Raw genomic sequence first — 23,305 nt, forward strand, 5'->3', positions numbered from 1 at the left:
TTCAGGCGGTGGCTGCGCACGACTGTTGACAACAATTCTAATAAGACAAAGGGAAGGAAGCACCATGAAAAAGAACGCGATAGGCAAAGCAATGTCCCGGCTGGCCGGGGGCGCGCTCCTGGCACTCAGCGCGTTTTCTGTCTCAGTGGCCGCGGCGGACTGGCCCACCAAAAACATTCATCTGATCGTGCCCTATTCTGCAGGGGGGAACACGGATCTTGTCTCCCGCCGCATCGCCGACCTGTTGCAGGAAGAACTCCAAGCCACGGTGGTCGTTGAAAATCGCCCCGGGGCCGGTTCCACCATAGCGACCGGACGGCTGGCCCGGGGAGGGCGCGATGCGGACCATACCATTCTTATGGCATCGCCCGGACATGTGATCGGACCCGCTATCTACCCCAATCTGCAATACGATCCGGTGAACGATTTTCGGTTCATTGAGAAGATCATCCAGATCCCCAATGTCATGGTGGTGCCGGCTGACAGCCCGTACAACACCGTAGACGAATTCATCGACGCGGCGAAACACCAGAACATGACCTTCAGTCACCCCGGAGTTGGCAGCTCCATTCACATGTCTGGCGAGCTGTTCAAGACGTTTACCAAAACGCAGCTGACTGCGGTGCCCTACCCGGGCAGCGGCGCAGCCTTGCCCGCGCTGTTGACCGGGGATGTGAACGTCTCGTTCGAGAATATCACCACCGTGCTCCCCCACATCAGATCGGGCGCGTTGAAGCCGTTGGCCGTCACCTCGGCCCAGCGTTCCCGCTACCTGCCCGAAGTACCCACGGTACGGGAGTCGCAAGGGTACGATCTGGATACCTTCACCACCGCTTCCTGGAACGGCGTAATCGCTCATAAAACCTTCCCGGACGAGGGGGTCGCGGCCCTGCGCAAAGCGCTGCAGCAGGTCAAGCAAAATCCGACCTTCCTCACGTTTATTGAGCAGGCCGGAGCCGAAACCATAACCCTGTCGGGCGATGCATTCGATGCGTTCATCGCGTCAGAAGTGGCGCGCTGGCAGATGGTCGCCGCAGAGGCTGGTATCCGGCAGCAATAACAGCGCGCTGGCGGCAGATTTGCCGCCCATGCGCTGTAGCGGAGTGTTTGCGCCGCGACCGGGACGGTTGCGGTGCCCATCGCCCGGGGTCGGCAGATCGATTCGGGCGGTTTCTCTTCAGGAAGGCCTGGCAGGTAATGCCTCCGGACGCTGTTCGGGGCAATGGGGCTGATCTGGACCAATCTAAATTTGAACACAACCAAGAGGCAATTTATGGACGCACTGCTGGACGCCGTCGCAGAGCTGGTCGGCCCCAATCACGTACTGCGCGACGAGGATGTACACGCCCGACGAGCGGACTGGCTGAGCGGTGAGGCCTGTTTGGCCCGAGCTCTGGTAAGGCCGGCCAATACCGACCAGTTGGCGCAGGTGGTGGCACTGTGCCACGCCGCCGGACAGCCCATCGTGACCCACGGCGGACTCACCGGGCTGGTGGGCGGGGCCGTGGCCGGCGCGGAGGAATTGGTGATTTCGCTGGAGCGCATGACCGCCATTGAGGCGGTCGACCCGGTCAGTGGCACCATGACGGTGCAGGCCGGGGCTCCCTTGCAACTCGTTCAGGAGGCCGCTGCCGAGGCGGGCATGCAGTTTGCGCTGGACCTGGGTGCCCGTGGCTCCTGCACCATCGGCGGCAACATCGCCACCAATGCCGGGGGCGTGCGGGTCATCCGCTATGGAATGATGCGTGATCTGGTCCTGGGTCTGGAGGCGGTGCTGGCGGACGGCACCCTGGTCAGTTCCATGAATCGCATGCTGAAGAACAACGCCGGCTATGACCTCAAACAATTGTTCATCGGCACCGAGGGCACCCTCGGTATTGTCACCCGGGCGGTGCTCAGGCTGCAGCCACAACCCGCGGCAACACACACGGCACTGGTGGCCTGCGCCGATTTTGCCAGTCTCACCGGACTGTTGCAGGATATCCGCCAGTCTTTGGGGGGCGAGCTCGGCGCTTTTGAAGTGATGTGGCACAGTTTCTACGCGTTGTTGACCGACGAGAGTGGGCGCCACACCGCTCCAATATCCGCCGACGCGCCCTACTATGTGCTGATTGAAGCACTCTGCAGTCAGCAAGCCGGGTCTGCCGAGCGCTTCGAGCGGGCGATCGGGTCTGCGTTTGAAAAAGAGCTGCTGGTGGATGCGGTGGTGGCCAGTTCGGAGCATCAGCGCGAGCGGCTGTGGGCCATCAGGGAAGACGTCGAAGGTCTGTCCCATTTGCTGGCGCCACGTTTTGCCTTCGATATCAGCCTGCCCATACCGGACATGGAGCTCTACGTGCGTAATCTGGAGACCGCGGTGGCCGAGCACTGGACGGATGCACGGGTGGTGGTGTTCGGGCACCTGGGGGACGGCAACCTGCATGTGTCGGTGGCCACCGGCGGCAAGGACGAAGTGACCCGCCAGCGGGTTGAAGCGCTGGTGTATGAGCCATTACAGGCTCTGGGCGGGTCGATCTCCGCCGAACACGGCATCGGCCTGCACAAACGCAACCAGTTGCAACTGTCCCGTAACCCGGCGGAAATAGCCCTGATGCAGCGGATGAAGGACGCCCTGGATCCGCTGCAGCTGCTGAACCGTCACAAGGTGCTGCCCGATCCAGGGCACTAATCCAGCGAAGCGTTGGGCCCGGCAGCGGTCATATGATGCCGGCGGCGCGCAACGCGGTGCGTTGCTCGGGGGTTATCCCCAACTCGTCGAGGACGCTGTCGGTGTGCTCGCCCAGCCGGGGCGGCGCCGTGGAGGCACTCATCTGGACGCCGTCAAAACGGATCGGGTTGGCGACCAGATCCACCTGGCCCGCTTGCGAGTGGGGCAGGGTCTGTTTCAGACTGCGTGCCTGTACATGGGGGTCTGCGAACACCCGGTCGAGCGTATTGATGGGGCCGCAGGGCACGCCAACGGCCTCCAACGTGGCCAGCCACTCATCGGTGCTGCGCTCGGCCAGTGCCGCTTCCAGTTGCGGCATCAGCAGCGCGCGGTGGGCCACGCGGGCGGCGTTGGTGGCAAAGCGTGAGTCATCGGCCAGAGCCGGTAACGCCAGTGCCGTGCAAAACCGCTTGAACTGTTCGTCGTTGCCGACCGCCACAATCATATGGCCATCCCGGGTGGCAACCGCCTGGTAAGGCACGATATTGGGGTGGGCGTTGCCCAGTCGTCCGGGCACTTCGCCCGAGGTCAGATAGTTGAGCGCCTGATTGGCGAGCACCCCGACCTGAACGTCCATCAGCGCCATGTCAATGTGGCAGCCGATGCCGCTGTCGCGGCGCTGGTAGAGCGCCGCAAGCACCGCGTTTGCCGCGTAAATACCGGTGAACACATCGGTAAACGCCACTCCGATTTTAACCGGCTCGCCCCCCGGTTCGTCGTCGGGTTTGCCCGTCAGGCTCATGATTCCGCCCATGGCCTGTATCATGAAATCGTATCCGGCGCGATGGGCGTAGGGGCTCTCCTGGCCAAAGCCGGTGATCGAGCAGTAAATCAACCTGGGGTTCAGCGCCTTCAGACTGGCGTAATCCAGGCCGTAGCGTTGCAAGCCGCCGACCTTGAAGTTTTCCAGCAGTACGTCGGATTGTGCCGCCAACTGTCTGATCAGTGCCTGACCTTCAGGGGTGGCGATGTCCACGGTCAGTGACCGCTTGCCGCGGTTGGCGCACAGGTAATACGCCGATTCTTCGGTACCCGTCAGCCAGGGAGGGCCCCAGTGGCGGGTGTCATCGCCACTGCCGGGCCGTTCCACCTTGATGACCTCTGCGCCCATGTCGGCGAGCATCTGCCCGCACCATGGGCCGGCCAGCACCCGAGACAGGTCGAGTACCTTGATGCCGGCCAGGGGTTTCGGGATGTTGCTCATAAATGCGCGTCCAGAGTCATCAATAAAACGATTGAATGCCCGTCTGTGCCCGCCCGAGAATCAGGGCGTGGACATCGTGGGTGCCTTCGTAGGTGTTCACCGATTCCAGGTTGACCATATGGCGGATCACCCCGTACTCGTCGGATACCCCGTTGCCACCGTGCATGTCGCGGGACTGGCGGGCAATGTCCAGCGCCTTGCCACAGTTGTTGCGCTTGATCAGGGAAATCATTTCCGGCGCCCAGTTGCCGCTGTCCAGCAACCGGCCCACCTGCAGGGCGGCCTGCAAGCCCAGGGTGATTTCAGTTTGCATGTCGGCGAGTTTTTTCTGGATCAATTGGTTGGCCGCCAGCGGGCGGCCGAACTGCTTGCGGTCCAGGGTGTACTGGCGTGCCGCGTGCCAACAGAACTCGGCGGTACCCATGACGCCCCAAGCGATGCCGTATCGGGCCTTGTTCAGACAGCCAAAAGGACCTTTCAGCCCGCTCACATTGGGCAACAGATTTTCGTCGGGCACAAAGGCATTATCGAGAACGATTTCGCCGGTGATGGAGGCCCGCAGGGAGACTTTGCCCTCGATGGTCGGGGTGCTGAATCCTTCGGTCCCACGCTCGACAATAAAGCCTTTGATCTGGTTGTCGTGGGCGTCGGATTTGGCCCAGACCACAGCGATGTCTGCAATTGGGCTGTTGGTGATCCACATCTTGGCGCCGGTCAGGCGGTAACCACCGTCGACTTTCTTCGCGCGGGTAATCATGGAGCCGGGGTCCGAGCCGTGATCCGGCTCGGTCAGACCGAAACAGCCGACCATGTCACCACTGGCCAGTTGGGGCAGATACTTGTGTTTTTGCTCTTCGGTCCCGTAGGCCTCGATGGGATGCATCACCAGCGATGACTGCACACTCATGGCGGAGCGGTAACCGGAATCGACCCGCTCGACTTCGCGGGCAATCAGCCCGTAGGCCACGTGATTGACTCCGGCGCCGCCGTACTCAGGCGACACGGTGGCACCGAGCAGGCCCAATTTGCCCATTTCGCTCATGATTTCGCGGTCAAAGCGCTCCTCCCGAAAGGCGCTCAACACGCGGGGCTGGAGGCTTTGCTGGCAATAATCGTGGGCCGCATCGCGAATCTGGCGCTCGTCCTCGGTGAGTTGTTGTTCCAGTAGCAGCGGGTCGTCCCAATTGAAATGCATCATGACTCAGATCTCTTTGTTGTGTACTTACAGGTGCTACAGGGCGTCCACAAGAACAGGGACGAGCAGCGCGATGAATGACTGCAAATATATCGTCGATTCTACAAATTATCTACGTTTTTTTAAAACGAAGATTTTAAGTGATGCCGCGGGCCTCCAGAATACGGGTAATGATCGGCACCGGGGTCATCAGATGATCGCGCATCAGCGCGTCCGCCCGGGTGGCATCGCGGGCCAGAATCACATCCACCAGTGTAGCGTGTTCCTGACGCTTGAGTTCCAGCGCCTGCGGGGACATCACGATCTTCTGCAGCCACAAGTGACGGTAGCGTTCCACCTGATCGAACAGGGTGTTGCGCATTTGCAGCAGATGGGGGGAGCCGCAGCCGCTGGCAATGGCGGTGTGGAAGGCTTTGTGACGCTCGTCCCAGATGTCGAGCAGGTCGTCGGCACTGGTAATGACGTTCACCTTGGCGAGGCGGTGGGCCGTGGCCAGTACCTGGGCTTCCCAGTCGTCGTCGCCGCGCTCGATGGCAAGACGCAGCACCAGCCCTTCAAACTGGGCCCGGGCATCGTAAATATCGTTAAGTTCGGCCAGCGACATGGGCGCCACACGAAAGCCACGCTGACTGATGGCGACCACCAGGCGGTCCGCCACCAGCTGCGACAAGGCCTCCCGCAGGGGCCCGGTGCTGGTGCCGTAATCTTCTTTCAGGCGCTCCATCAACAGTCGCTGTTCGGGAGCATAACGGCCGCGAATGATGTCTTGCTTCAATTGGCGGTAAGCATTGGTCGCCAGATTCTGGCGCGGCGCAGCTGACTCCATAACGGTGGGGCTCCTGACGGTCTGAACGAAAAATGTAAGCTGGCGGATATTATGGGCAAATGTTAACAACTTGGCATAGTGTTATATATTCGTTTGTAATTTCATCGTTTTTTAGGCATGTTCGCCGCCGGTCGGTCGCCGCAAATCTGCTGGGTTAAGCTACTGCTTTTTATCAGATAGTTGCGTACACTGCTTATAAATCTGACAATTTTATAACAAGATCAACTGCTGTCAGGAGGCCTTAACACCCAAGACGCCCTAACCGTTCGCTACCAATTGCTTACCCTGCAGTCACACGCATCTGCGTTGACTTCAACACATCCTTGAAACGTCAATAAAACCAACAAGTCCAAAAAGGACGGAGGAAAGCTCATGCGAATTCTCAAACAAGCTGCTGCCGTGGCCATGCTGGCGGTTGCACTCCCGGCTAGCGCCCAACAGCTCTCGATTGCCACCGGCGGGACCGGTGGCGTGTACTACCCCATCGGTGGCGGTTTCGCTGAAATGATCAACAAACATATCGATGGCGCCAAGGCCACCGCCGAAGTCACCGGAGCGTCGGTCGAGAATATGGGGCTGATCATGCGCGGCGACGCCGACCTGGCGCTGGCGCTGGCCGATACCGTGTACCAGGCGTACACCGGCACCGACAACTTTGAGGGGCGCCGGATTGACAAGATCCGCGCTTTGGCCTCGGTGTACCCCAACGCCGTGCAGCTGGTGACCCTGGCGGGATCCGATGTTCATTCGATTGCCGATCTGAAAGGCAAGCGGGTGTCTGTAGGCGCGCCGGGCAGCGGCACCGAACTCAATGTGCGGGCGCTGCTGGAAGCCAATGGGATCGACTACAGTGATTTCACTCCGCAGCGCTTTAACTTCAACGAGACCGCCGATGCGATTCGCGACGGTGATATCGATGCCGGTTTCTGGAGCGTCGGGCCACCCACCAGTTCCATTCTGAACCTGGCCGCCACCCGGGACGTCCGTCTGATTGGCCTGTCGGAAGAAGAACTGGCCAAGGCGCTGAAGGAAGACCCCGTGTTTGCGCCCTATGAGCTGGCCGCCGGGACCTACGACGGCATGGACGAAGCGGTGCAGGTCATCAGTATCCCCAACGTGCTGGTGGTCAATGCAGACATGGACGAAGAGCTGGCCTATCAGTTGACCAAACTGCTGTTCGAGAAGACCGACGAGTTGATCGCGGTTCACCCGGCAGCCAACAACACGACCGTCAAGTTCACCATGGACTCGACACCGGTGCCGCTGCATCCAGGGGCACTGCGTTATTTTGAAGAGGTGGGCGCCGAGATTCCGGATCGTCTGCGTCTTTAACCTGTAGCAGGGCAACCAGCCATGCAACGCCAAGGCAGTGCGGCGCGGTTGCGCTTGCTGGCGACCGGTCGCTGGTTGACCGTGTTTTGGATGACTGGCTTGCCACTCGCCGCAGCGGGGCCGCCCCCTGCTGCGGCCCATCCACCCCACCGTCTGCAAGCGGTGACCGGGCAAGGTGAGTTACTGATGGATATCGCAGTTCCCCCGGGTATGCGCTGGTGTATGGAGTGGAACCATTCGGTGCAAGGGTTCACCGTCAAAGACTGCTATCGCAACCGTGCCGGCGTGCTGCAACTGGAGCGCAGTCATCAGCCTGATTTTGCCGCCGGTCTGGGGCACACGGTGGGGCGGGGTGAGCAAATCTCGGACGGCCAGGGCGGGTATTGGATCAATGGCATTGACGAACCGGTGGCCCACAATCGATATGTATTGCGTGTGGGCACCATCGCGGTCAATCATCGGGTGGTCTGGCGAGACGGCACCCAGCGCCGGGAAGTCAGCCTGAGTGCGCAAGCACCGGGCGAACGGGTCACCATCCAGCTGATCCGGTGCGCCCCCCGTCCCTAACAACAACCAAGACAGCGTTTGACGGAACTGACTATGAACGAATCCAGGCAATCATCGCCCGCGCAGGCAAAACGGTTGGTCGTCCAGCCTCGCGCAGTGCTGTGGACTATCACCTTCGTGGCGGTGGGCCTATCCCTGTTTCAACTCTACGCTGCGGGTCTGCAGCCTCTGGGACTGTTTTACCAGCGCAGCATCCACCTGTCACTGATCATGATCCTGGCGTTTTTAATCTACCCCGTGTTCGGGGCAACCCGGACACGCGGGCCGCTGGGGTGGGCGCTGGACGCGCTGTTTCTGGCCGGTGCGGTGGTGACGGGTGGCTATCTGGCGCTCAACCTGGATGAGATTTTCAATCGGGCGGGGTTTTGGAACCAAACCGATATAGTGGTGGCCTGTATCGCCACGGTGACCGTACTGGAAGCCAGTCGCCGCGCAGTGGGCTTTGGCATGACCGTGATTGGCGTACTGGCGGTTGCCTACGCGTTCGCGGGGCCGCGGGGTGAACTGCCGTGGTTGGGCGAATGGATGCCGGGCATTCTGGAACACCGGGGTTACACCATCGACCGGGTCGCCGGTCACCTCTATCTGGGCCAGGAGGGGATCTTCGGTCTGCCGCTGGGCGTCGCGGCCACCTACATCTTCATTTTCGTGCTGTTCGGGGCCTTTTTGGAGTGCACCGGGGCGGGCAAATTCTTCATCGATATGGCCTATGCGGCCACCGGTCGCCAGCGCGGCGGGCCGGCGAAGGCTGCGGTGCTGGCGTCGGCGGGGATGGGGTCCATCTCCGGCAGCGCCATTGCCAACGTGGTCACCACGGGCGCCTTCACCATTCCCCTGATGAAGCGGCTGGGCTACAAGCCCAAGCAGGCGGGCGGGGTCGAAGCGGCGGCCTCGACTGGCGGGCAGATCATGCCGCCGTTGATGGGCGCAGGGGCCTTCCTGATCGCCGAGTACACCAACACGCCCTACGTGGAGATCGTCAAGATCAGCATCTTGCCCGCGATTATGTATTTCGCCACCGTGTACCTGTTTGTGCACATCATCGCCCTCAAGCAGGGCATGCAGGGACTGCCCAAAGACGAGCTGCCGCAAATGCGTCAGGTGATGAGCGCCGGCTGGCACTTTTTGCTGCCGCTGGCGGTGCTGGTCTGGCTGCTGGCGTTGAGTATGTCGCCGATGCGTGTCGGGTTTTATGCCGTGGTCACCACCGTGGCGGTGGCGGTGTTGCGTTATGCCCTGTGGTTTTTCTTCGTGGCACCCCAACAGGGTCAGCCGGTGACCAGCGCCGAGGTTAAACGGGTGATGCGGGCCGGATTGGCCAAACTGAGGGAGGGTCTGGAGCTGGGCGCGCGCAATGCGGTGGCGGTGTCCATGGCCTGCGCGGTGGCCGGAATCATCGTCGGGGTAGTCGGATTGACCGGGTTGGGGCTGAAATTCTCTGCGATGATGCTGGCCTTCTCCGGCGGCAATATACTGCTGGCGCTGATCATGGTGTTGCTGGCCAGCCTGATTCTGGGCATGGGGCTGCCGGTCACCGCCAGTTATATCGTGTTGATTGTCCTTGTCGGCCCGGCGCTGACTCAGGAGTTCGGCATTCCCTTGCTGGTCGCCCATCTGGTGGTGTTCTGGTACTCCCAGGATTCCAACGTGACGCCGCCCATCGCCCTGGCCGGCTTTGCCGGGGCGGCGATCGCGGGCAGCAAACCCATGGAAACCGCCTTCCAGGCGTGGAAGTTTGCCAAGGGGCTCTACCTGATCCCGCTGTTCATGGTGTTCAACCCGGAGATCATTGTGGGCGGCACCCCGGCGGAGATCATCTGGAACGGGGCCATTGCCCTGGTGGCCCTGGGCGCCTTTGCGGCGGCCCTGGAAGGCTACCTGTTTACCCGTATGTCGTGGCTGCCCCGGCTGGCCATCACCGCGGCCATTGTGGGCGTGTTCTACCCCAGCCTGCTGGCTGAAATGGCCGGTGCGGCGGTGATGGTGATTGCGATTGGTGGGAACTGGTGGGCGAGCAGGCGGGAGGCGCCGGCGCCGCTGGCCAAGGCGTAAGCTTTGTTCTGCATGGAACACAGCCAACCAAAAAAGGCCCCACGCGTTCACGTGGGGCCTTTTGCAATATGGCGCGCCCGTCAGGATTCGAACCTGAGACCTCTGCCTCCGGAGGGCAGCGCTCTATCCAGCTGAGCTACGGGCGCAATCGAAGGTGACGTTGGTGTGCTACGTCAAATTCGAGAGCGCAATCTTACGTGTGTCCTGATGAAGTGTCCAGCCCCCGCGCGGTTATTGCGCAGGATAAATGGGTTCAGGGCTGACCGCCGTCAGCTGGTGGTGGTCACCGAGGCTGAGTTCACCGTCCTGAATGGTGCATTGCAATTGCATGGTGCGTGCCGCCATCCCCGCCAGTTGCTCGCATTGCGATGTGGGCAGGTTGATCACCCGCAGGTTGTTGAAGCGGGTCAGTCGGGTGCGGATTTTGTCCCACCACACGGGCACCGCCCGGCCCCCGTAGGTGTACAAAATGACCTGCTGGGCACGGTTGCAGGCTTTGCGCAACCGGCTTTCATCCGGCAGTCCCAGTTCGATCCACAGTTCGATGTCGTCACTCTGGCTTTTCTGCCATAACGCGGGTTCATCGTCGGTGCTGATGCCTCGGCAGAACTCAAGGGTATCACTGGCGTTAAGTGCGAAGGCGAGCAGGCGCAGCATCAGCCGCTCGTCGGTTTCCGAGGGGTGGCGCGCGAGCGTGAGCTGGTGGGTGTGGTAATAACCCCGGTCCAGGTCGGCGATGCCGAGTTCGGCTTTGAATATGGTGGCCTTGAGTGCCATGTCAGCTCCCTGTTGATTGATGCCGGTAGTTTACACGGAATGCCGCCGACTGCGATGGCCATCACTATCTTGTTATCTCGACTGGGAAAACGTGTCCGGGAAGGCTATGTTGTATGGCATTGCATCGGAACGAAACGAAGGCAGTATTCGGTGCACCGCCAACAACACTTACAAGAGCGACGGAATACGCGATGAAAACATTGATCACAACGTTTACCAGCAGTGTGATGTTCGCCGCTGCGCTGTCGATAGCCCCCATGACGCTGGCTGCGGAGGCCGACAAAACCCTCAGACTGGCTTATGACGCCGACCCGGTGACTCTGGACATTCATGAGCAACTCTCCGGTGGCATTCTGCAGTTGTCCCACATGGTGTTTGACCCGCTGCTGCGCTGGACCCAGGACATCGACTTCGAGCCCCGGCTGGCGGAAAGCTGGGAGCGGGTGGACGACAACACCATGCGATTCAAACTGCGGGAGGGCGTGTCCTTCCATTCCGGCAACACGCTCACGAGTGCGGATGTGCTGTTCACTTTTGAGCGGTTGAAGGTCAGTCCGGATTTCAAGGCCATTTTCGAGCCGTTCACCGAGCTCAAGATCATCGACGACTACACCTTTGAGCTGATCACCAGCGAGCCTTACCCGTTGGTCCTGAATGCGATGACTTATCTGTTCCCGCTGGACAAAGAGTTCTACAGCGGTCAGGACGACAAGGGCAACGACAAGGCGACGATCACCAAGCACGGCAATTCGTTTGCCTCGCGCAATGTCTCCGGTACCGGTCCTTACACCGTCACCTCCCGCCAACAAGGGGTGCGCACGGTGTTTGATCGTTTTCCGGGTTACTGGGATACGCAATCACCCGGTAACGTGGGCAAAATTGTGATGACCCCGATCAAGGAAAACAACACCCGGGTGTCCGCTTTGCTGTCCGGTGGGGTGGACTTTATTGCCCCGGTGCCGCCCACGGATCTGGACCGTATTCGCCGGGACGCCAACAGCCAGCTGGTGACCATGAGCGGTACCCGGATCATCCTGTTTCACCTGGATCAACAGCGCTTCGAGCCGTTTCGGGATGTGCGGGTGCGCCAGGCGATTGCCTACGCGGTCAATCAGGAAGGCATAGTGGCGCGCATCATGAAAGATTTTGCCACCCCGGCCGCACAGCTGTCACCGGAGGGTTACCAGGGGTACAACCCGGACCTGAAACCGCGGTTCGATGTGGACAAGGCGAAGGCGCTGATGAAAGAAGCGGGTTACGAGGACGGTTTTACCATCACCATGATGGCCCCCAACAACCGTTATGTGAACGACGACAAAATCGCTCAGGCGGTGGCCGCGATGCTGGCGCAGATCAACATCAAAGTGGATCTGAAAACTCTGCCCAAAGCCCAGTACTGGCCCGAGTTTGATGCCCGCGCTGCCGATATGATGATGATCGGCTGGCATTCGGATACCGAGGACTCGGCCAACTTCTTCGAGTTTCTCACCATGTGCCCCGACACGGAAACCGGGCGCGGCCAGTACAACGCCGGTAATTATTGCAACGAGGAGATCGATGCCCTGGTGACCCGGGCCAACGTGGAAACCGACCCGGACACGCGCACTGCGATGCTGCAGGACATTGAGCGGCGCCTGCACGACGACGCTGCTTTTGTGCCGCTGCACTGGCAGGATCTGGCGTGGGCCGCGCGTAAAAATGTGCAGATCGAACCCATCCTCAACGTAATGAACTTCCCCTATCTCGGGGATCTGGTGATCGAGTAGCCCCATGCTGGCGTTTCTGATCAAGCGGGTTGCCCAGGCCATGCTGGTGATGTTTGTCATCAGCCTGGTCAGTTTTGCCATCCAGGACGGGCTGGGTGACCCGCTGCAGGAACTGGTGGGGCTGTCGGTTTCCATGGAGGAACGGCAACAGATCCGTGAGGAGCTGGGGCTGAACGATCCACTGGTGGTGCAGTACGCCCGCTTCGCCGGGAAGGCTCTGCGGGGAGATCTGGGGGTGTCCTATTTCTACGGCGAACCCACGGTCGAGGTGATTCTGAACCACCTGCCGGCCACCCTCGAACTGGTCATTGGCGCCAGTCTGATCATATTTTTCCTGTCGGTGCCGATTGGCGTCTACGCGGCCATCAAACCCCGGGCGCTGCTGTCCCGGTTTTTCATGGGCGTCAGCATCGTCGGCATCTCCATTCCGGTGTTTCTCACCGCCATTGTTCTGATCCAGCTGTTTTCCATTGGTGTGACGGTCACCGTATTCCCCGAAGATACCGGTTGGGGGCACTGGCTGAATGAGGCGTTGAGTACCAACGGCGGCATGCCCTCGTACGGGCGCGGCGACGCCTTGGTGCCACTGTTCGGCACCTGGGAATCCGGGTTTTTCAGCCAGCGCGGGTTGTTGCACCTCATCCTGCCGTCCATATCGCTGGCGTCCATCATGCTGCCGCTGTTTATCCGGCTGATCCGCGCGGAGATGCTGGAAGTGCTGCAAAGCGATTACATCCGCTTCGCCCAGGCCAAGGGCTTGGCCCCCCGGCGGATTCATTTCTTGCACGCGTTGAAAAACACCATGTTGCCGGTGATCACCGTGGGCGGGGTGCAGGTGGGCACCATGGTGGCCTACACCATTCTGACGGAAACCGTGTTTCAGTGGCCGGGGGTGGGGCTGATGTTCCTGGAAGCCATCACCCGCAGCGACATTCCACTGATCGTGGCGTATCTGATGGTGGTGGGGCTGATTTTTGTCATTACCAATACGGTGGTGGATCTGATCTACGGTCTGGTCAATCCCACCGTTAACCTGACCGGGAAGAAAGCATGACTGCGGTAACGCTTTCCCGCTGGCAACGGTTGCGCCAGTCCGATCTGTGGCACAGTTTTGTGCGCGACAAAGTGGCCATGCTCAGTCTGCTGGTGTTTGTGTTGATGGTGTGTGCGGCGCTGTTGGCGCCGCTGCTGGCGCCGACCAACCCTTACGACCTGGCGCAAATCAATATCATGAACTCGGAGCTGCCCCCCATGGGCAGCGCGGGCAGCGACCCGGCGTTCCCGCTGGGTACCGATGCCCAGGGTCGGGACATGCTGTCCACGATTCTCTACGGCACCCGGGTGTCGCTGCTGATCGGCTTTGGTGCTGTGGTGCTGCAATCCGTGCTGGGTATCCTGTTCGGTCTGCTGGCGGGTTACTTCGGGGGCCGAGTGGACGCCATTCTGATGCGCATTGCCGATGTGCAGTTGTCGTTTTCCACCCTCATGGTGGCCATCATTGTGGGGGCGGTGTTCAAGGCCAGTTTCGGCAACCTGATGTTTGGCGACATTGCGGTGTACCTGCTGATCTTCATCATCGGCGTGGCGGAATGGCCGCAGATCGCCCGCACGGTGCGCGCCTCGGTGCTGGCGGAAAAGAAGAAAGAGTACGTGGATGCCGCCAGAGTCATGGGCTTCGGGGCCCGGCGCATTATGTTCCGCCACATTCTGCCCAACACCCTGTCGCCCATACTGGTGATTGGCACCGTACAGATTGCCAATGCGATCATCTCCGAAGCGGCCCTGTCGTTTCTCGGTCTGGGGATGCCGGAAACCCAGCCATCATTGGGCTCGTTGATCAAATCCGGGTTTGATTACATCCAGAGCGGTTCCTGGTGGATCACCCTGATCCCAGGGGTGGTGCTGGTGGTCTTGGTGCTGGTGATCAACTTGTTGGGCGACTGGCTCCGCGACGTCATGAACCCGCGGTTGTACAAAGGTTGAGGAGCAAAGAGGGCCACCCATGGCACTGCTGGAAGTAAATAATCTGGATGTCCGGTTTGCGGTGCGCGGCGGAGATCTGAAAGCGTTGCGCGGGATCAGCTTTTCGCTGGACAAGGGCGAGCGGTTGGGGCTGGTGGGGGAGTCCGGCGCCGGCAAATCGGTGGCGGCGTTCGCGATCCTGAACCTGATTGCCCGGCCCGGCTACATTGCCGGCGGTGAAGTGCTGTTTGACGGGCGTAATCTGGCGACCATGAAACCGCGGGAGTTGCGCGATATTCGGGGCCACCGCATCGCGATGATCTTTCAGGACCCGATGATGACGCTGAATCCGGTCATCTCCATCGGCACCCAGATGGTGGAAACCCTGCAGGCACACCGGCGAATCAGCACCGCGGATGCCCGTGCCATCGCCATAGACAATCTGCGCAAAGTGCAGATCCCGTCACCGGAAAAACGGCTCGACCAATACCCCCATGAACTCTCAGGCGGAATGCGCCAGCGGGTGATCATCGCCATTGCGCTGTTGCTGGAGCCGGAGATCATCATTGCCGATGAACCCACCACCGCCCTGGACGTGACCATCCAGGCCGAGATCATGGCGCTGCTGCTGGAGTTGTGTGAGCAGGAACAGGTGGCGCTGATGCTGATCACCCACGACCTCGGGGTGGTGGCGCAAGTGACCCAGCGCATGCTGGTGATGTACTCGGGGCGCATCATTGAGCAGGGGCCGACACGGGACATCATCCATCACCCGCGGCACCCCTACACCCAGGGATTGATCAAAGCGTTACCCCAGGTAGGTGAGCCGGGCACGCGACTCTATCAGATACCGGGTTCCATGCCGTCGCTTAACCGGGTGCCACCGGGGTGTCCGTTCAACCCCCGGTGTCCGTTTGTGATGGAGCGCTGTCTTGAGACCATGCCGGACTATGTCCGCTCCGGTGCGGTCGATGTGGCCTGCTACGAGGTTGAGGACCGTCTGGCAGCAGGCAAGGCGATACTGGAGGTGGGTCAATGAGCGCAGACAAGGCCCCGCTGGTTCGCGTGCGCCAGCTGGAAAAGCGGTTCGATCTGTCCGGCGGTTTGCTGGACCAGTTGCGTTTTCGCGAGGGGCGCCTGACCCGGCACCGGGAATACGTGCACGCCATCAATGGCGTGGATCTGGACATAGAACCGGGCGAAGCACTGTGCGTGGTGGGCGAGTCGGGGTGTGGCAAGTCCACCGTGGCGCGCACCGTGATGGGGTTGCTGTCGCCGACGGCTGGCGAGGTGCATTACGAAGGCCAGCGGATCGATAACCTGAGTCGTGCTGCGGCCATGCCCTATCGTCGCAAAATGCAGATGATCTTCCAGAATCCCTATGCTTCGCTGAACCCGCGCATGACCATCCAGCAAACACTGGAAGAACCCATCCGGTTTCATCGCCGCGACTGGAAACCGGAGCAGGTACAAGCCAAGGTGGCCGAAGTCATGGCCTCGGTGGGCATTGATCCGGACTGGGGGAAGCGCTTCGGTCACGAGTTTTCCGGGGGCCAGCGCCAGCGCATCGCCATTGCCCGTGCGCTGGTGGTTGATCCGGAATTTATTGTCGCGGACGAACCCATCTCCGCGCTGGATGTCTCCATCCAGGCGCAGGTTCTGAACCTGCTGAAGGAAGCCCAGGACTCCCGCGGGCTGACGTATCTTTTTATCACCCACGATCTGGCCGTGGTGGAACATTTTGGCACCCGGGTGGCGGTCATGTACCTGGGGCGCATTTGCGAGTTGGCAACCACCGCCACACTGTTCGCCAAACCCCGACACCCTTATACTCAGGCCTTGCTGTCGGCCATTCCCCGTCTGGAGGATGAACGGCCCAACCATATCCGGCTGCAGGGTGAGGTACCCACGCCGGTGCAGCTGCCCTCGGGGTGCGTGTTCCACGGGCGTTGCCCCTATGCCAACGCCCGCTGCAAGGAAGAAATTCCTCGCTTGATCGCGACCGACGACGGCACCCGGGTGGCCTGCCATGGGGTTGAGGAAGGCCGGCTCTAACCCATCCAGCGAAGAGACGAGGCCATGGCGGAGATCAGCATCGAACGACTGCAAGTTGAGCACGTAGCAACCCTGCAACAACGCTACGAGCAGGCGGTGACCCAGGCCGGATACGACGCCTTGCTCATCAGTTCCGGGGCGGCACCCTTGCGGTACGGTGACGACCACAGTTATGTGTTTCAGGGCTACGGCCCGTTTGTGCACTGGACCGGCCTGCCGGAACTGGAGCACAGCTGGTTGCTTATACGTCCCGGTCACCGACCGGTGCTGTGGGTGTATACACCGGAGGATTTCTGGCACGCCACGCCGGCGCTACCCCAGGCTCCCTGGACCGATTTGCTCGATGTGCAGGGAATGCGCAGCCGTTCGGTACCGGACCTGAGCGATTGTGGCCGGGTGGCAGTGCTGGGGGATCCGGCGTGTCTTGTCGGGGTGGCTGCGGACCCCAATCCAGCGGCCTTACTGGGCGGCGTGGAGGCTGCCCGGGTCCACAAAACCCCCTATGAACTGCATTGTCTGGAGGTGGCCAGTGCACGTGCCGCGCGAGGACACCAAGCGGCGGCTCACACCTTTTTAGCCGGCGGCAGCGAGTTTGACATCAGTCTGGCCTATCAGCAGGCGACCGCCCAGCGTGCCGCAGAAGCGCCCTATCACAGCATCATCGGGCTCAATGAGCATGCAGGAATCCTGCATTACCAATATTATGCGTCCGAGCGGCCGCCCGAGGGCCGCAGTTTGCTGATCGATGCGGGCTACCGGTACCGGGGCTACGGATCGGACATCACCCGCACCTATGCGGCCCCCGGCCAGGATCTGTTCCAGGCGCTGATTGACGGCCTGGAGGCCATCCAGCGGCGGGTTTGCGCCGCGGTCGCGCCCGGGGTGGATTTTGTTGCCCTGCACGACACCACCCATCGGGCCCTGGCGACCTTGCTGCGTGCCCTCGGACTGGTGACCGGGCTGACTGAAGAGGCGATAGTGACCCGCGGCATCACCCGGGTCTTTTTCCCCCACGGCCTGGGACATCTGCTGGGGGTGCAGGTGCACGACGTGGCCGGCAAGCCCCGCAAGGCGCCGGACCACGCGCCGTTTTTGCGCCTGACCCGTCCCCTGGAAACTGGCATGGTAGTCACCATTGAACCCGGCGTGTACTTCATCCCGTCACTGCTTGAACCCTTGCTGGCAGGCGCGCTCGGCAAGCATATCAACCGGCCCATGCTGGACGAATTGCGGCCCTGCGGAGGCATCCGCATAGAGGACAATCTGGTGGTGACCGCCGCCGGCAGTGACAACCTGACGCGGCGGTATTTATCCTGATCCTGGTTGCTGAAATGTTACCGCGATGGGGTTGTTTTTGAGGGCGCAAATGGTAATAATTATCACTCATATTGACGATGATGATTAAGAGTACCGCACTATGTATGTATGCCTGTGCCACGGGGTGACCGATAGGGACATCCGCGCCGCCGCCGAAAACGGCTGCGCTTCCATGCGCCAGCTTGGCAAAGAACTCGGTGTCGGCACCCAGTGTGGTCGCTGTGCCAGCATGGCACGGGGCATTCTTCGGGAGAGCCGGGCGGAAGACTATCTCGCGCTGGCGGATCTGTTGGCGTCGCCCGCCTGACGTGCCTGGCCCTGCGGCACTATTGGTGCTAATGCATTTGGGAAACTTTTTATTGCGGCCATAGCGTCTATGCTTACCTCATCACACCCGTGAGAGGAGGATCAGCCGTGAAAGGTGATAAAGACGTTATTCAGTTTCTGAACAAGATACTGGCCAACGAATTGACCGCTATCAACCAGTACTTTCTGCATTCGCGCATGCTCAAAGACTGGGGGGTCACCAAACTGGCGGATAAAGCCTACGAAGAATCCATCGACGAAATGAAACACGCGGATCGCCTGATCGAGCGTATTCTGTTTTTGGGTGGACTGCCCAACCTGCAAGACCTCAACAAGTTGATGATCGGTGAAGACACTCAGGAGATGCTTGAGTGTGACCTCAAACTCGAGCACGCGGCCCACGCCGACCTGCTCAAGGCCATCCAGCACTGCGAGGCAGTGCAGGATTTCACCAGTCGTGCGCTGCTGCGCAACATTCTCGACAGCGAAGAAGAGCACATCGGCTGGCTGGAAACCCAGCTCGAAATGATCAAGCTGATGGGGCTTGAAAACTATATTCAGCTGCAGTCTTCCGCAGCCGACTAGCCCGCTGCTCCCGGGGCGGTCCCACACCGCCCCCGTGCCGGATGCGACATCTTACGCAAATTACTGCGACGCCCTCCATTAACCGTTAGAATGCGCGTTATTCATTCGCGCCGCTGTTGTCCTTCCCGACTGCCACACCGATGCAGTTACGCGGCTCACCTGGAGAATGTGCTGTAATGGATCTGTCTTGTTTTAAAGCCTACGACCTGCGCGGCCGCGTACCGGACCAGTTGAATCCGGAACTGGCGGAACGCATCGGGCGGGCGTACGTTGCGGTCACCGGCGCGCGCAGGGTCGTCGTCGGTTACGATATCCGCGCAACCAGTATCGCGATCACCGAAGCCTTGACCGCCGGTTTGATGGCCGCCGGTGCCGACGTGTTTGATATCGGCCTGTGCGGTACCGAACAGGTGTATTTTGCCACCGATCACTTTGGTATGGACGGTGGCATCATGGTCACCGCCAGTCACAACCCTAAAGACCACAACGGCATGAAAATGGTTGGCCCCCAATCCCGTCCCATCAGTTCTGACAACGGCCTCAATGAGATCCGGGATCGGGTGCCGGAGCCGTTTGCCGACGCACCGCAACCGGGTCGTTATGACACCCTGGCCACCGAAGCGGCGTATATCGACCATCTGCTGGGTTACGTCGATACGGCGACTTTAAAGCCGCTTAAAATTGTCGCCAACCCCGGGAACGGCGGCGCCGGGCTGGTCATTGATGTGTTGGCAAAGCACCTGCCGTTTGAGTTCATCCGCTTGCACCACACCCCCGATGGCAGTTTCCCGAATGGCGTGCCCAACCCTATTCTGCTTGAAAACCAGACAGTCACCGCCGAGGCGGTGGTGCGTGCACAGGCCGATCTGGGCATTGCCTGGGACGGTGATTACGACCGGTGTTTCTTCTTCGACGAAACGGGCCGCTTCATCGAAGGCTACTACATCGTCGGTTTGCTGGCGGACCAGTTTTTGCGTAAAACCGGCGGTGGCAAGGTCATTCATGACCCCCGGCTGACCTGGAACACCCTGGACCTGGTGGCCGCCGCCGGTGGCGAAGCCATTGAAAGCAAAACCGGACACGCCTTCATCAAGCAACGCATGCGCGACGAAGATGCGGTCTACGGCGGCGAAATGAGTGCCCACCATTACTTCCGTGATTTTGCCTATTGTGACAGTGGCATGATTCCGTGGCTGCTGGTCGCCGAGCGCCTGTGCCAGTCGGGCCAGACGCTGTCCAGCCTGATCGACGCCCGCATTGACGCCTACCCGGCCAGCGGCGAAATCAACCGCACCATCGCCAACCCGCCGGAAGTGATTGCCGCGATCGAGGCGTTGTACGCCGGGGAGGCGCGGTCAGTGAATTATGTGGACGGACTGAGCGTCGAGTTTGAGAATTGGCGCTTCAACGTGCGCATGTCCAACACCGAGCCCGTGGTCCGGCTCAATGTGGAGTCCCGGGGTGACCGGCCGCTGATGGAGCAGAAAACCGCCGAGTTACTGGCCCACATGGATCGCTTGAGCACCTCCGGAGGCCGCTAGCCCGCGTTGATGGCCAGCCAGGTGTTGGCGACGCCGTACAACCATACCGACAGCAGGGTCAGGGCGAGCAGGGCGAAGATGAGTTTATGCCGCCACAAGGCTTCGGCCCGGGCGGCCACTACCCAGCGCAGGTACATCAGACCGATAAAGCTGGTGAAGACCACCAGACTGGCGAGCGCGGGAATCAGCAACCAGACCGGGTTGAGGGGTGGGTCCCCGACGTTCATTTTGCCCAGCAGCGCCATGGACCCGACCAACACCGCCAGTGCGGTAAACTCTATGATCAGCAGCGGCTTGCGCCAGGGGTGGCGGACGGGCACAGGGTGCGGTGACGGGTCCATAGGAATCTCCATAATGACGGGGTCGGGCAGAGCTGCCCTGGTTGCCCCTGATTGTGCCAAAACTGCGATAAAAAGTCGGCGTCAGGTACACTGTGGTTTTTTTGACAGGCGGCAGTGGCTATAATGCGCCGCAGACTATTATAACGCTCAGATGCGAGGAGCATGGTGATGATGAAGAGAGTCCTGGCTGCGGTACTGCTTGGCTTAGGCCTGACCGCGGGTATTGCTACGGCAAGTGTAGAAGATGAAATCCGTGCCCGGATTGCCCCGGTGGGCGAAGTCTGCTTGCAGGGCGAAGACTGCGGCATGGCCGCGGCACCGGCGGCGGCAGAGAGTGCAGGGCCTCGTTCTGGCGAAGATGTGTACGGTGCCGTGTGCGCCGCCTGTCATTCTACCGGGGTGGCCGGCGCACCGGTGGTGGGGGATGCCGGAGCCTGGGCGTCACACATTGACAAGGGAATGGAAACGCTGATTAATCACGCCATCAACGGGTTCAATGCCATGCCCGCCAAAGGCGGTTGCGCCAGCTGCCCCGATGAAGAAATTCAGGCGGCCGTCGAGTACATGGTGGGCCAGTCCCAGTAAACGGCCGGCGGCACCGACCATAGAAAGCCAGCACTGCGGTGCTGGCTTTTTTATGGGTGGCGATCAGACCCCGAGGTCGCCCAGCAAAGCTTTAAGGGTCGCCTTGCCTTTTTTCTGGTTGGCCTCCACGTCCAGGTCGCCGGTGCCCTCCCAGCGAACATCCTCATCCGGCAATTCGTCCAGAAAGCGGCTGGGAATGGTTTCCAGTTTCTCACCATACTGACTGCGCTGGGCGGCGTAGGTCAGCGTCAGCGTCTCTCGGGCGCGGGTGATGCCCACGTACATCAGGCGACGCTCTTCTTCGATATTGCCCTCTTCGATGCTGGCGCGATGGGGCAGAATTTCTTCCTCCAGACCCATAATAAATACATGGGGAAACTCCAGCCCCTTGGACGCATGCAGGGTCAGCAGTTGCACCTTGTCGCTGTCGTCTTCCTCTTCCCGTTGTTCCATCATGTCCCGCAGAATCATTTTGCTGATGGCGTCCTCGATGCCCAGCTCGTCGGCGGTGCCTTTGCCATCCTCGAGCATGCGCTGCAGACCATCAATGAGGTACCAGATGTTGCTCATGCGGCGCTCTGCCTGCTTGGGGGAGCCGGCATGCTGGTGCTGCCACTCTTCGTATTCGATGTCGGTAAACAACTGCTTGATCACCGGTATCGGGTCTTCCTGGTGGAGGCGCTGACAGGTGGTGTCCACCCAGTGGGCGAAGCGGCGCAGCCGGTCCAGCCCCCGTTCGGTGACCTGGGTTTCCGCGCCTATGTCCCCCAGGGAGCGGAACAGACTGACGTTGCGACTGCGGGCGTAATGGCTGAGCTGCTCCAGCGTACGGGGGCCGATTTCCCGGCGGGGTACGTTGACCACCCGCAAAAACGCGGCGTCGTCATCCGGGTTGACCAGCAGGCGCAGGTAGGACATGGCATCCTTGATCTCGTTCTTGGAAAAAAACGACTGACCACCGGAGATGTGATAGGGAATCTGGTAGGCCTGGAGCTTCATTTCCAGCAGGCGGGATTGATGGTTGCCCCGGTAAAGCACCGCAAAATCCCGCCAGGCCAGGCCCTTTTTCAGTTTCTGGTCAATGATTTCGGTGGCCACCCGATCCGCTTCGGCGTCTTCGTTGCGACAGCGGACGATGCGGATCTCTTCGCCAATGGTGTGCTCACTCCACAGTGCCTTGTCGAACACGTGGGGATTATTGGCAATCACGGTGTTGGCGCTGCGCAGGATGCGCCCGGTGGAGCGGTAGTTCTGCTCCAGCATGGTGACTTTCAGGCTGGGGAAGTCTTCCTTGAGCTGGGCAAGGTTTTCCGGACGGGCACCGCGCCAGGCATAAATCGACTGGTCGTCATCGCCGACCACGGTGAAGGCGGCGCGTTCGGCCACCAGCAATTTGACCAGTTCGTACTGGCAGGTGTTGGTGTCCTGATACTCGTCCACCAGCAAGTAGCGGATTTTCCGCCGCCATTTCTGCAGGGTCTCGGGCTGGCTCATGAACAGTTGCACGGGCAACAGAATCAGATCGTCAAAATCGACCGCGTTGTAGGCTTTCAGGTATTCGTTGTAGCGCGCATACACCAGCGCCATGCGCTGATCGCGCTCATCGGCGGCCCGGCTCAGCGCCTCGGCCGGCGAGCGCAGGTCGTTCTTCCAGTTGGAGATGGACATCTGCACGGTGGCCACTTCATCCCCGGCTTCCACGCTGCCGTCGGTCATCATCAGGTCGTGCAGCAAGGCTTTGGCGTCTTCGGCGTCGAAAATGGAAAAGCCGGGGTGGTACCCCAGATGCACATGCTCCTCGCGGATGATGTTGAGCCCCAGGTTGTGGAAGGTGGACACGGTCAGCCCACGGGTCTGCGGCCGGCTCACCAGCTTGCCCACCCGCTCCTTCATTTCCCGGGCCGCCTTGTTGGTAAAGGTCAAGGCGGCGATGTGTCGGCCGGGAATGCCCACCCCTTCGATCAGGTGCGCGATCTTGCGGGTGATCACACTGGTTTTACCACTGCCGGCACCGGCCAGCACCAGCAGGGGGCCGTCCACATAATGCACGGCTTCGCGTTGACGGGGATTAAGCTTGGACACGGATGATCTGCCATTGATGTACGGAGCGGTGTATTCTACACCACTGGGAGCCCGTGTACCTCGACCGACCGTTGTTTGCCCGCCGGCCCACCACCGTTTGGCTTG

Annotated in this window: 21 protein-coding genes and 1 tRNA gene; 15 read left to right on the forward strand and 7 right to left on the reverse strand. The window is 60.7% G+C overall.

All coding sequences use genetic code 11. The features are described from left to right. Positions 1 to 64 precede the first annotated feature (64 nt). Entirely contained in the window at positions 65 to 1,060 is a 996-nt protein-coding gene (locus tag BG841_RS07930; protein ID WP_083260216.1) for a Bug family tripartite tricarboxylate transporter substrate binding protein, read from the forward strand. Between the two features lie 213 nt (positions 1,061 to 1,273). Further along, positions 1,274 to 2,668, forward strand: coding sequence for an FAD-binding oxidoreductase (locus BG841_RS07935; RefSeq protein ID WP_070057165.1), 1,395 nt, complete (start codon positions 1,274 to 1,276; stop codon positions 2,666 to 2,668). A gap of 28 nt (positions 2,669 to 2,696) precedes the next feature. On the opposite strand, the gene BG841_RS07940 is transcribed toward BG841_RS07935, so the two are convergent. From BG841_RS07940 to csiR, 3 genes are all read right to left on the reverse strand, one after another. After that, the gene (locus tag BG841_RS07940; RefSeq protein WP_198929219.1) at positions 2,697 to 3,902 is read right to left on the reverse strand and encodes a CaiB/BaiF CoA transferase family protein; all 1,206 of its coding nucleotides are present in this window, start codon (positions 3,900 to 3,902) and stop codon (positions 2,697 to 2,699) included. A 28-nt stretch (positions 3,903 to 3,930) separates the two neighbouring features. After that, positions 3,931 to 5,109 carry an acyl-CoA dehydrogenase gene (locus BG841_RS07945; RefSeq protein WP_070057167.1) on the reverse strand — a complete coding sequence of 393 codons (1,179 nt, stop codon included), beginning with the start codon at positions 5,107 to 5,109 and terminating at the stop codon, positions 3,931 to 3,933. Between the two features lie 133 nt (positions 5,110 to 5,242). Beyond that, the gene (csiR, locus tag BG841_RS07950; RefSeq protein ID WP_070057168.1) at positions 5,243 to 5,932 is read right to left on the reverse strand and encodes a DNA-binding transcriptional regulator CsiR; all 690 of its coding nucleotides are present in this window, start codon (positions 5,930 to 5,932) and stop codon (positions 5,243 to 5,245) included. 372 nt (positions 5,933 to 6,304) lie between these two features. Here csiR and BG841_RS07955 point away from each other — a divergent pair, with 372 nt between their 5' ends. From BG841_RS07955 to BG841_RS07965, 3 genes are read left to right on the forward strand one after another with little or no spacing between them, the layout of a single operon-like run. Further along, positions 6,305 to 7,264 carry a TAXI family TRAP transporter solute-binding subunit gene (locus BG841_RS07955; protein ID WP_070057169.1) on the forward strand — a complete coding sequence of 320 codons (960 nt, stop codon included), beginning with the start codon at positions 6,305 to 6,307 and terminating at the stop codon, positions 7,262 to 7,264. A gap of 21 nt (positions 7,265 to 7,285) precedes the next feature. Beyond that, positions 7,286 to 7,831, forward strand: coding sequence for a DUF1850 domain-containing protein (locus BG841_RS07960; RefSeq protein WP_070057170.1), 546 nt, complete (start codon positions 7,286 to 7,288; stop codon positions 7,829 to 7,831). A gap of 33 nt (positions 7,832 to 7,864) precedes the next feature. After that, positions 7,865 to 9,883 carry a TRAP transporter permease gene (locus BG841_RS07965; protein ID WP_070057171.1) on the forward strand — a complete coding sequence of 673 codons (2,019 nt, stop codon included), beginning with the start codon at positions 7,865 to 7,867 and terminating at the stop codon, positions 9,881 to 9,883. Between the two features lie 69 nt (positions 9,884 to 9,952). Here the strand turns inward: BG841_RS07965 and BG841_RS07970 are convergent. Continuing rightward, positions 9,953 to 10,029: transfer RNA gene (locus BG841_RS07970), tRNA-Arg, on the reverse strand. 85 nt (positions 10,030 to 10,114) lie between these two features. After that, complete coding sequence (locus BG841_RS07975) at positions 10,115 to 10,660, reverse strand: YaeQ family protein (RefSeq protein WP_070057172.1); 546 nt, start codon at positions 10,658 to 10,660, stop codon at positions 10,115 to 10,117. 191 nt (positions 10,661 to 10,851) lie between these two features. Between BG841_RS07975 and BG841_RS07980 the strand changes: the two genes are divergently transcribed. The 9 genes from BG841_RS07980 to BG841_RS08020 all read left to right on the forward strand — a co-directional run bounded on the left by BG841_RS07980 (position 10,852) and on the right by BG841_RS08020 (position 20,192). Further along, entirely contained in the window at positions 10,852 to 12,426 is a 1,575-nt protein-coding gene (locus BG841_RS07980) for an ABC transporter substrate-binding protein (RefSeq protein WP_070057173.1), read from the forward strand. Positions 12,427 to 12,430: 4 nt separating this feature from the next. Further along, on the forward strand, positions 12,431 to 13,480 hold the full coding sequence (locus BG841_RS07985) for an ABC transporter permease (protein WP_070057174.1): 1,050 nt from the start codon (positions 12,431 to 12,433) through the stop codon (positions 13,478 to 13,480). Next, a complete protein-coding gene (locus BG841_RS07990; RefSeq protein WP_070057175.1) occupies positions 13,477 to 14,409 on the forward strand; it encodes an ABC transporter permease in 933 nt (310 codons plus the stop codon). Before BG841_RS07985 ends, BG841_RS07990 begins: the two co-directional genes overlap by 4 nt. 19 nt (positions 14,410 to 14,428) lie before the next feature. Further along, on the forward strand, positions 14,429 to 15,427 hold the full coding sequence (locus BG841_RS07995; protein ID WP_070057176.1) for an ABC transporter ATP-binding protein: 999 nt from the start codon (positions 14,429 to 14,431) through the stop codon (positions 15,425 to 15,427). Next, the gene (locus tag BG841_RS08000; protein WP_070057177.1) at positions 15,424 to 16,443 is read left to right on the forward strand and encodes an ABC transporter ATP-binding protein; all 1,020 of its coding nucleotides are present in this window, start codon (positions 15,424 to 15,426) and stop codon (positions 16,441 to 16,443) included. The genes BG841_RS07995 and BG841_RS08000 overlap by 4 nt, the downstream gene beginning before the upstream one ends. A gap of 24 nt (positions 16,444 to 16,467) precedes the next feature. Next, positions 16,468 to 17,760, forward strand: a complete 1,293-nt coding sequence (pepQ, locus tag BG841_RS08005) for a Xaa-Pro dipeptidase (protein WP_070057178.1) — start codon at positions 16,468 to 16,470, stop codon at positions 17,758 to 17,760. A 100-nt stretch (positions 17,761 to 17,860) separates the two neighbouring features. After that, the gene (locus tag BG841_RS08010; protein WP_070057179.1) at positions 17,861 to 18,067 is read left to right on the forward strand and encodes a bacterioferritin-associated ferredoxin; all 207 of its coding nucleotides are present in this window, start codon (positions 17,861 to 17,863) and stop codon (positions 18,065 to 18,067) included. Positions 18,068 to 18,174: 107 nt separating this feature from the next. Further along, positions 18,175 to 18,651, forward strand: coding sequence for a bacterioferritin (bfr, locus tag BG841_RS08015; RefSeq protein ID WP_070057180.1), 477 nt, complete (start codon positions 18,175 to 18,177; stop codon positions 18,649 to 18,651). A gap of 176 nt (positions 18,652 to 18,827) precedes the next feature. Then, complete coding sequence (locus BG841_RS08020) at positions 18,828 to 20,192, forward strand: phosphomannomutase (protein ID WP_070057181.1); 1,365 nt, start codon at positions 18,828 to 18,830, stop codon at positions 20,190 to 20,192. Here BG841_RS08020 and BG841_RS08025 read toward each other — a convergent pair. Next, complete coding sequence (locus tag BG841_RS08025; protein ID WP_070057182.1) at positions 20,189 to 20,533, reverse strand: hypothetical protein; 345 nt, start codon at positions 20,531 to 20,533, stop codon at positions 20,189 to 20,191. The two genes, BG841_RS08020 and BG841_RS08025, sit on opposite strands and share 4 nt — an antisense overlap. Before the next feature lie 171 nt (positions 20,534 to 20,704). Here BG841_RS08025 and BG841_RS08030 point away from each other — a divergent pair, with 171 nt between their 5' ends. Beyond that, entirely contained in the window at positions 20,705 to 21,118 is a 414-nt protein-coding gene (locus BG841_RS08030) for a c-type cytochrome (RefSeq protein WP_070058745.1), read from the forward strand. A 63-nt stretch (positions 21,119 to 21,181) separates the two neighbouring features. Here BG841_RS08030 and rep read toward each other — a convergent pair whose 3' ends face one another. Next, positions 21,182 to 23,200: a DNA helicase Rep gene (gene rep, locus BG841_RS08035; RefSeq protein ID WP_070057183.1), complete on the reverse strand. Its 2,019-nt coding sequence runs from the start codon at positions 23,198 to 23,200 to the stop codon at positions 21,182 to 21,184. Positions 23,201 to 23,305: the final 105 nt, after the last annotated feature.

The organism is Marinobacter sp. X15-166B (genome assembly GCF_001752365.1).
Taxonomy (GTDB): Bacteria; Pseudomonadota; Gammaproteobacteria; order Pseudomonadales; family Oleiphilaceae; genus Marinobacter.

What these genes read in the sequence shown, in the direction of transcription:
- BG841_RS07930 (WP_083260216.1), top strand. Translation starts at nt 65, where the DNA reads ATGAAAAAGAACGCGATAGGCAAAGCAATGTCCCGGCTGGCCGGGGGC.
- BG841_RS07935 (WP_070057165.1), top strand. Translation starts at nt 1,274, where the DNA reads ATGGACGCACTGCTGGACGCCGTCGCAGAGCTGGTCGGCCCCAATCAC.
- BG841_RS07945 (WP_070057167.1), bottom strand. Translation starts at nt 5,109, where the DNA reads ATGATGCATTTCAATTGGGACGACCCGCTGCTACTGGAACAACAACTC.
- csiR (WP_070057168.1), bottom strand. Translation starts at nt 5,932, where the DNA reads ATGGAGTCAGCTGCGCCGCGCCAGAATCTGGCGACCAATGCTTACCGC.
- BG841_RS07955 (WP_070057169.1), top strand. Translation starts at nt 6,305, where the DNA reads ATGCGAATTCTCAAACAAGCTGCTGCCGTGGCCATGCTGGCGGTTGCA.
- BG841_RS07960 (WP_070057170.1), top strand. Translation starts at nt 7,286, where the DNA reads ATGCAACGCCAAGGCAGTGCGGCGCGGTTGCGCTTGCTGGCGACCGGT.
- BG841_RS07965 (WP_070057171.1), top strand. Translation starts at nt 7,865, where the DNA reads ATGAACGAATCCAGGCAATCATCGCCCGCGCAGGCAAAACGGTTGGTC.
- BG841_RS07975 (WP_070057172.1), bottom strand. Translation starts at nt 10,660, where the DNA reads ATGGCACTCAAGGCCACCATATTCAAAGCCGAACTCGGCATCGCCGAC.
- BG841_RS07980 (WP_070057173.1), top strand. Translation starts at nt 10,852, where the DNA reads ATGAAAACATTGATCACAACGTTTACCAGCAGTGTGATGTTCGCCGCT.
- BG841_RS07985 (WP_070057174.1), top strand. Translation starts at nt 12,431, where the DNA reads ATGCTGGCGTTTCTGATCAAGCGGGTTGCCCAGGCCATGCTGGTGATG.
- BG841_RS07990 (WP_070057175.1), top strand. Translation starts at nt 13,477, where the DNA reads ATGACTGCGGTAACGCTTTCCCGCTGGCAACGGTTGCGCCAGTCCGAT.
- BG841_RS07995 (WP_070057176.1), top strand. Translation starts at nt 14,429, where the DNA reads ATGGCACTGCTGGAAGTAAATAATCTGGATGTCCGGTTTGCGGTGCGC.
- BG841_RS08000 (WP_070057177.1), top strand. Translation starts at nt 15,424, where the DNA reads ATGAGCGCAGACAAGGCCCCGCTGGTTCGCGTGCGCCAGCTGGAAAAG.
- pepQ (WP_070057178.1), top strand. Translation starts at nt 16,468, where the DNA reads ATGGCGGAGATCAGCATCGAACGACTGCAAGTTGAGCACGTAGCAACC.
- BG841_RS08010 (WP_070057179.1), top strand. Translation starts at nt 17,861, where the DNA reads ATGTATGTATGCCTGTGCCACGGGGTGACCGATAGGGACATCCGCGCC.
- BG841_RS08020 (WP_070057181.1), top strand. Translation starts at nt 18,828, where the DNA reads ATGGATCTGTCTTGTTTTAAAGCCTACGACCTGCGCGGCCGCGTACCG.
- BG841_RS08025 (WP_070057182.1), bottom strand. Translation starts at nt 20,533, where the DNA reads ATGGACCCGTCACCGCACCCTGTGCCCGTCCGCCACCCCTGGCGCAAG.
- BG841_RS08030 (WP_070058745.1), top strand. Translation starts at nt 20,705, where the DNA reads ATGAAGAGAGTCCTGGCTGCGGTACTGCTTGGCTTAGGCCTGACCGCG.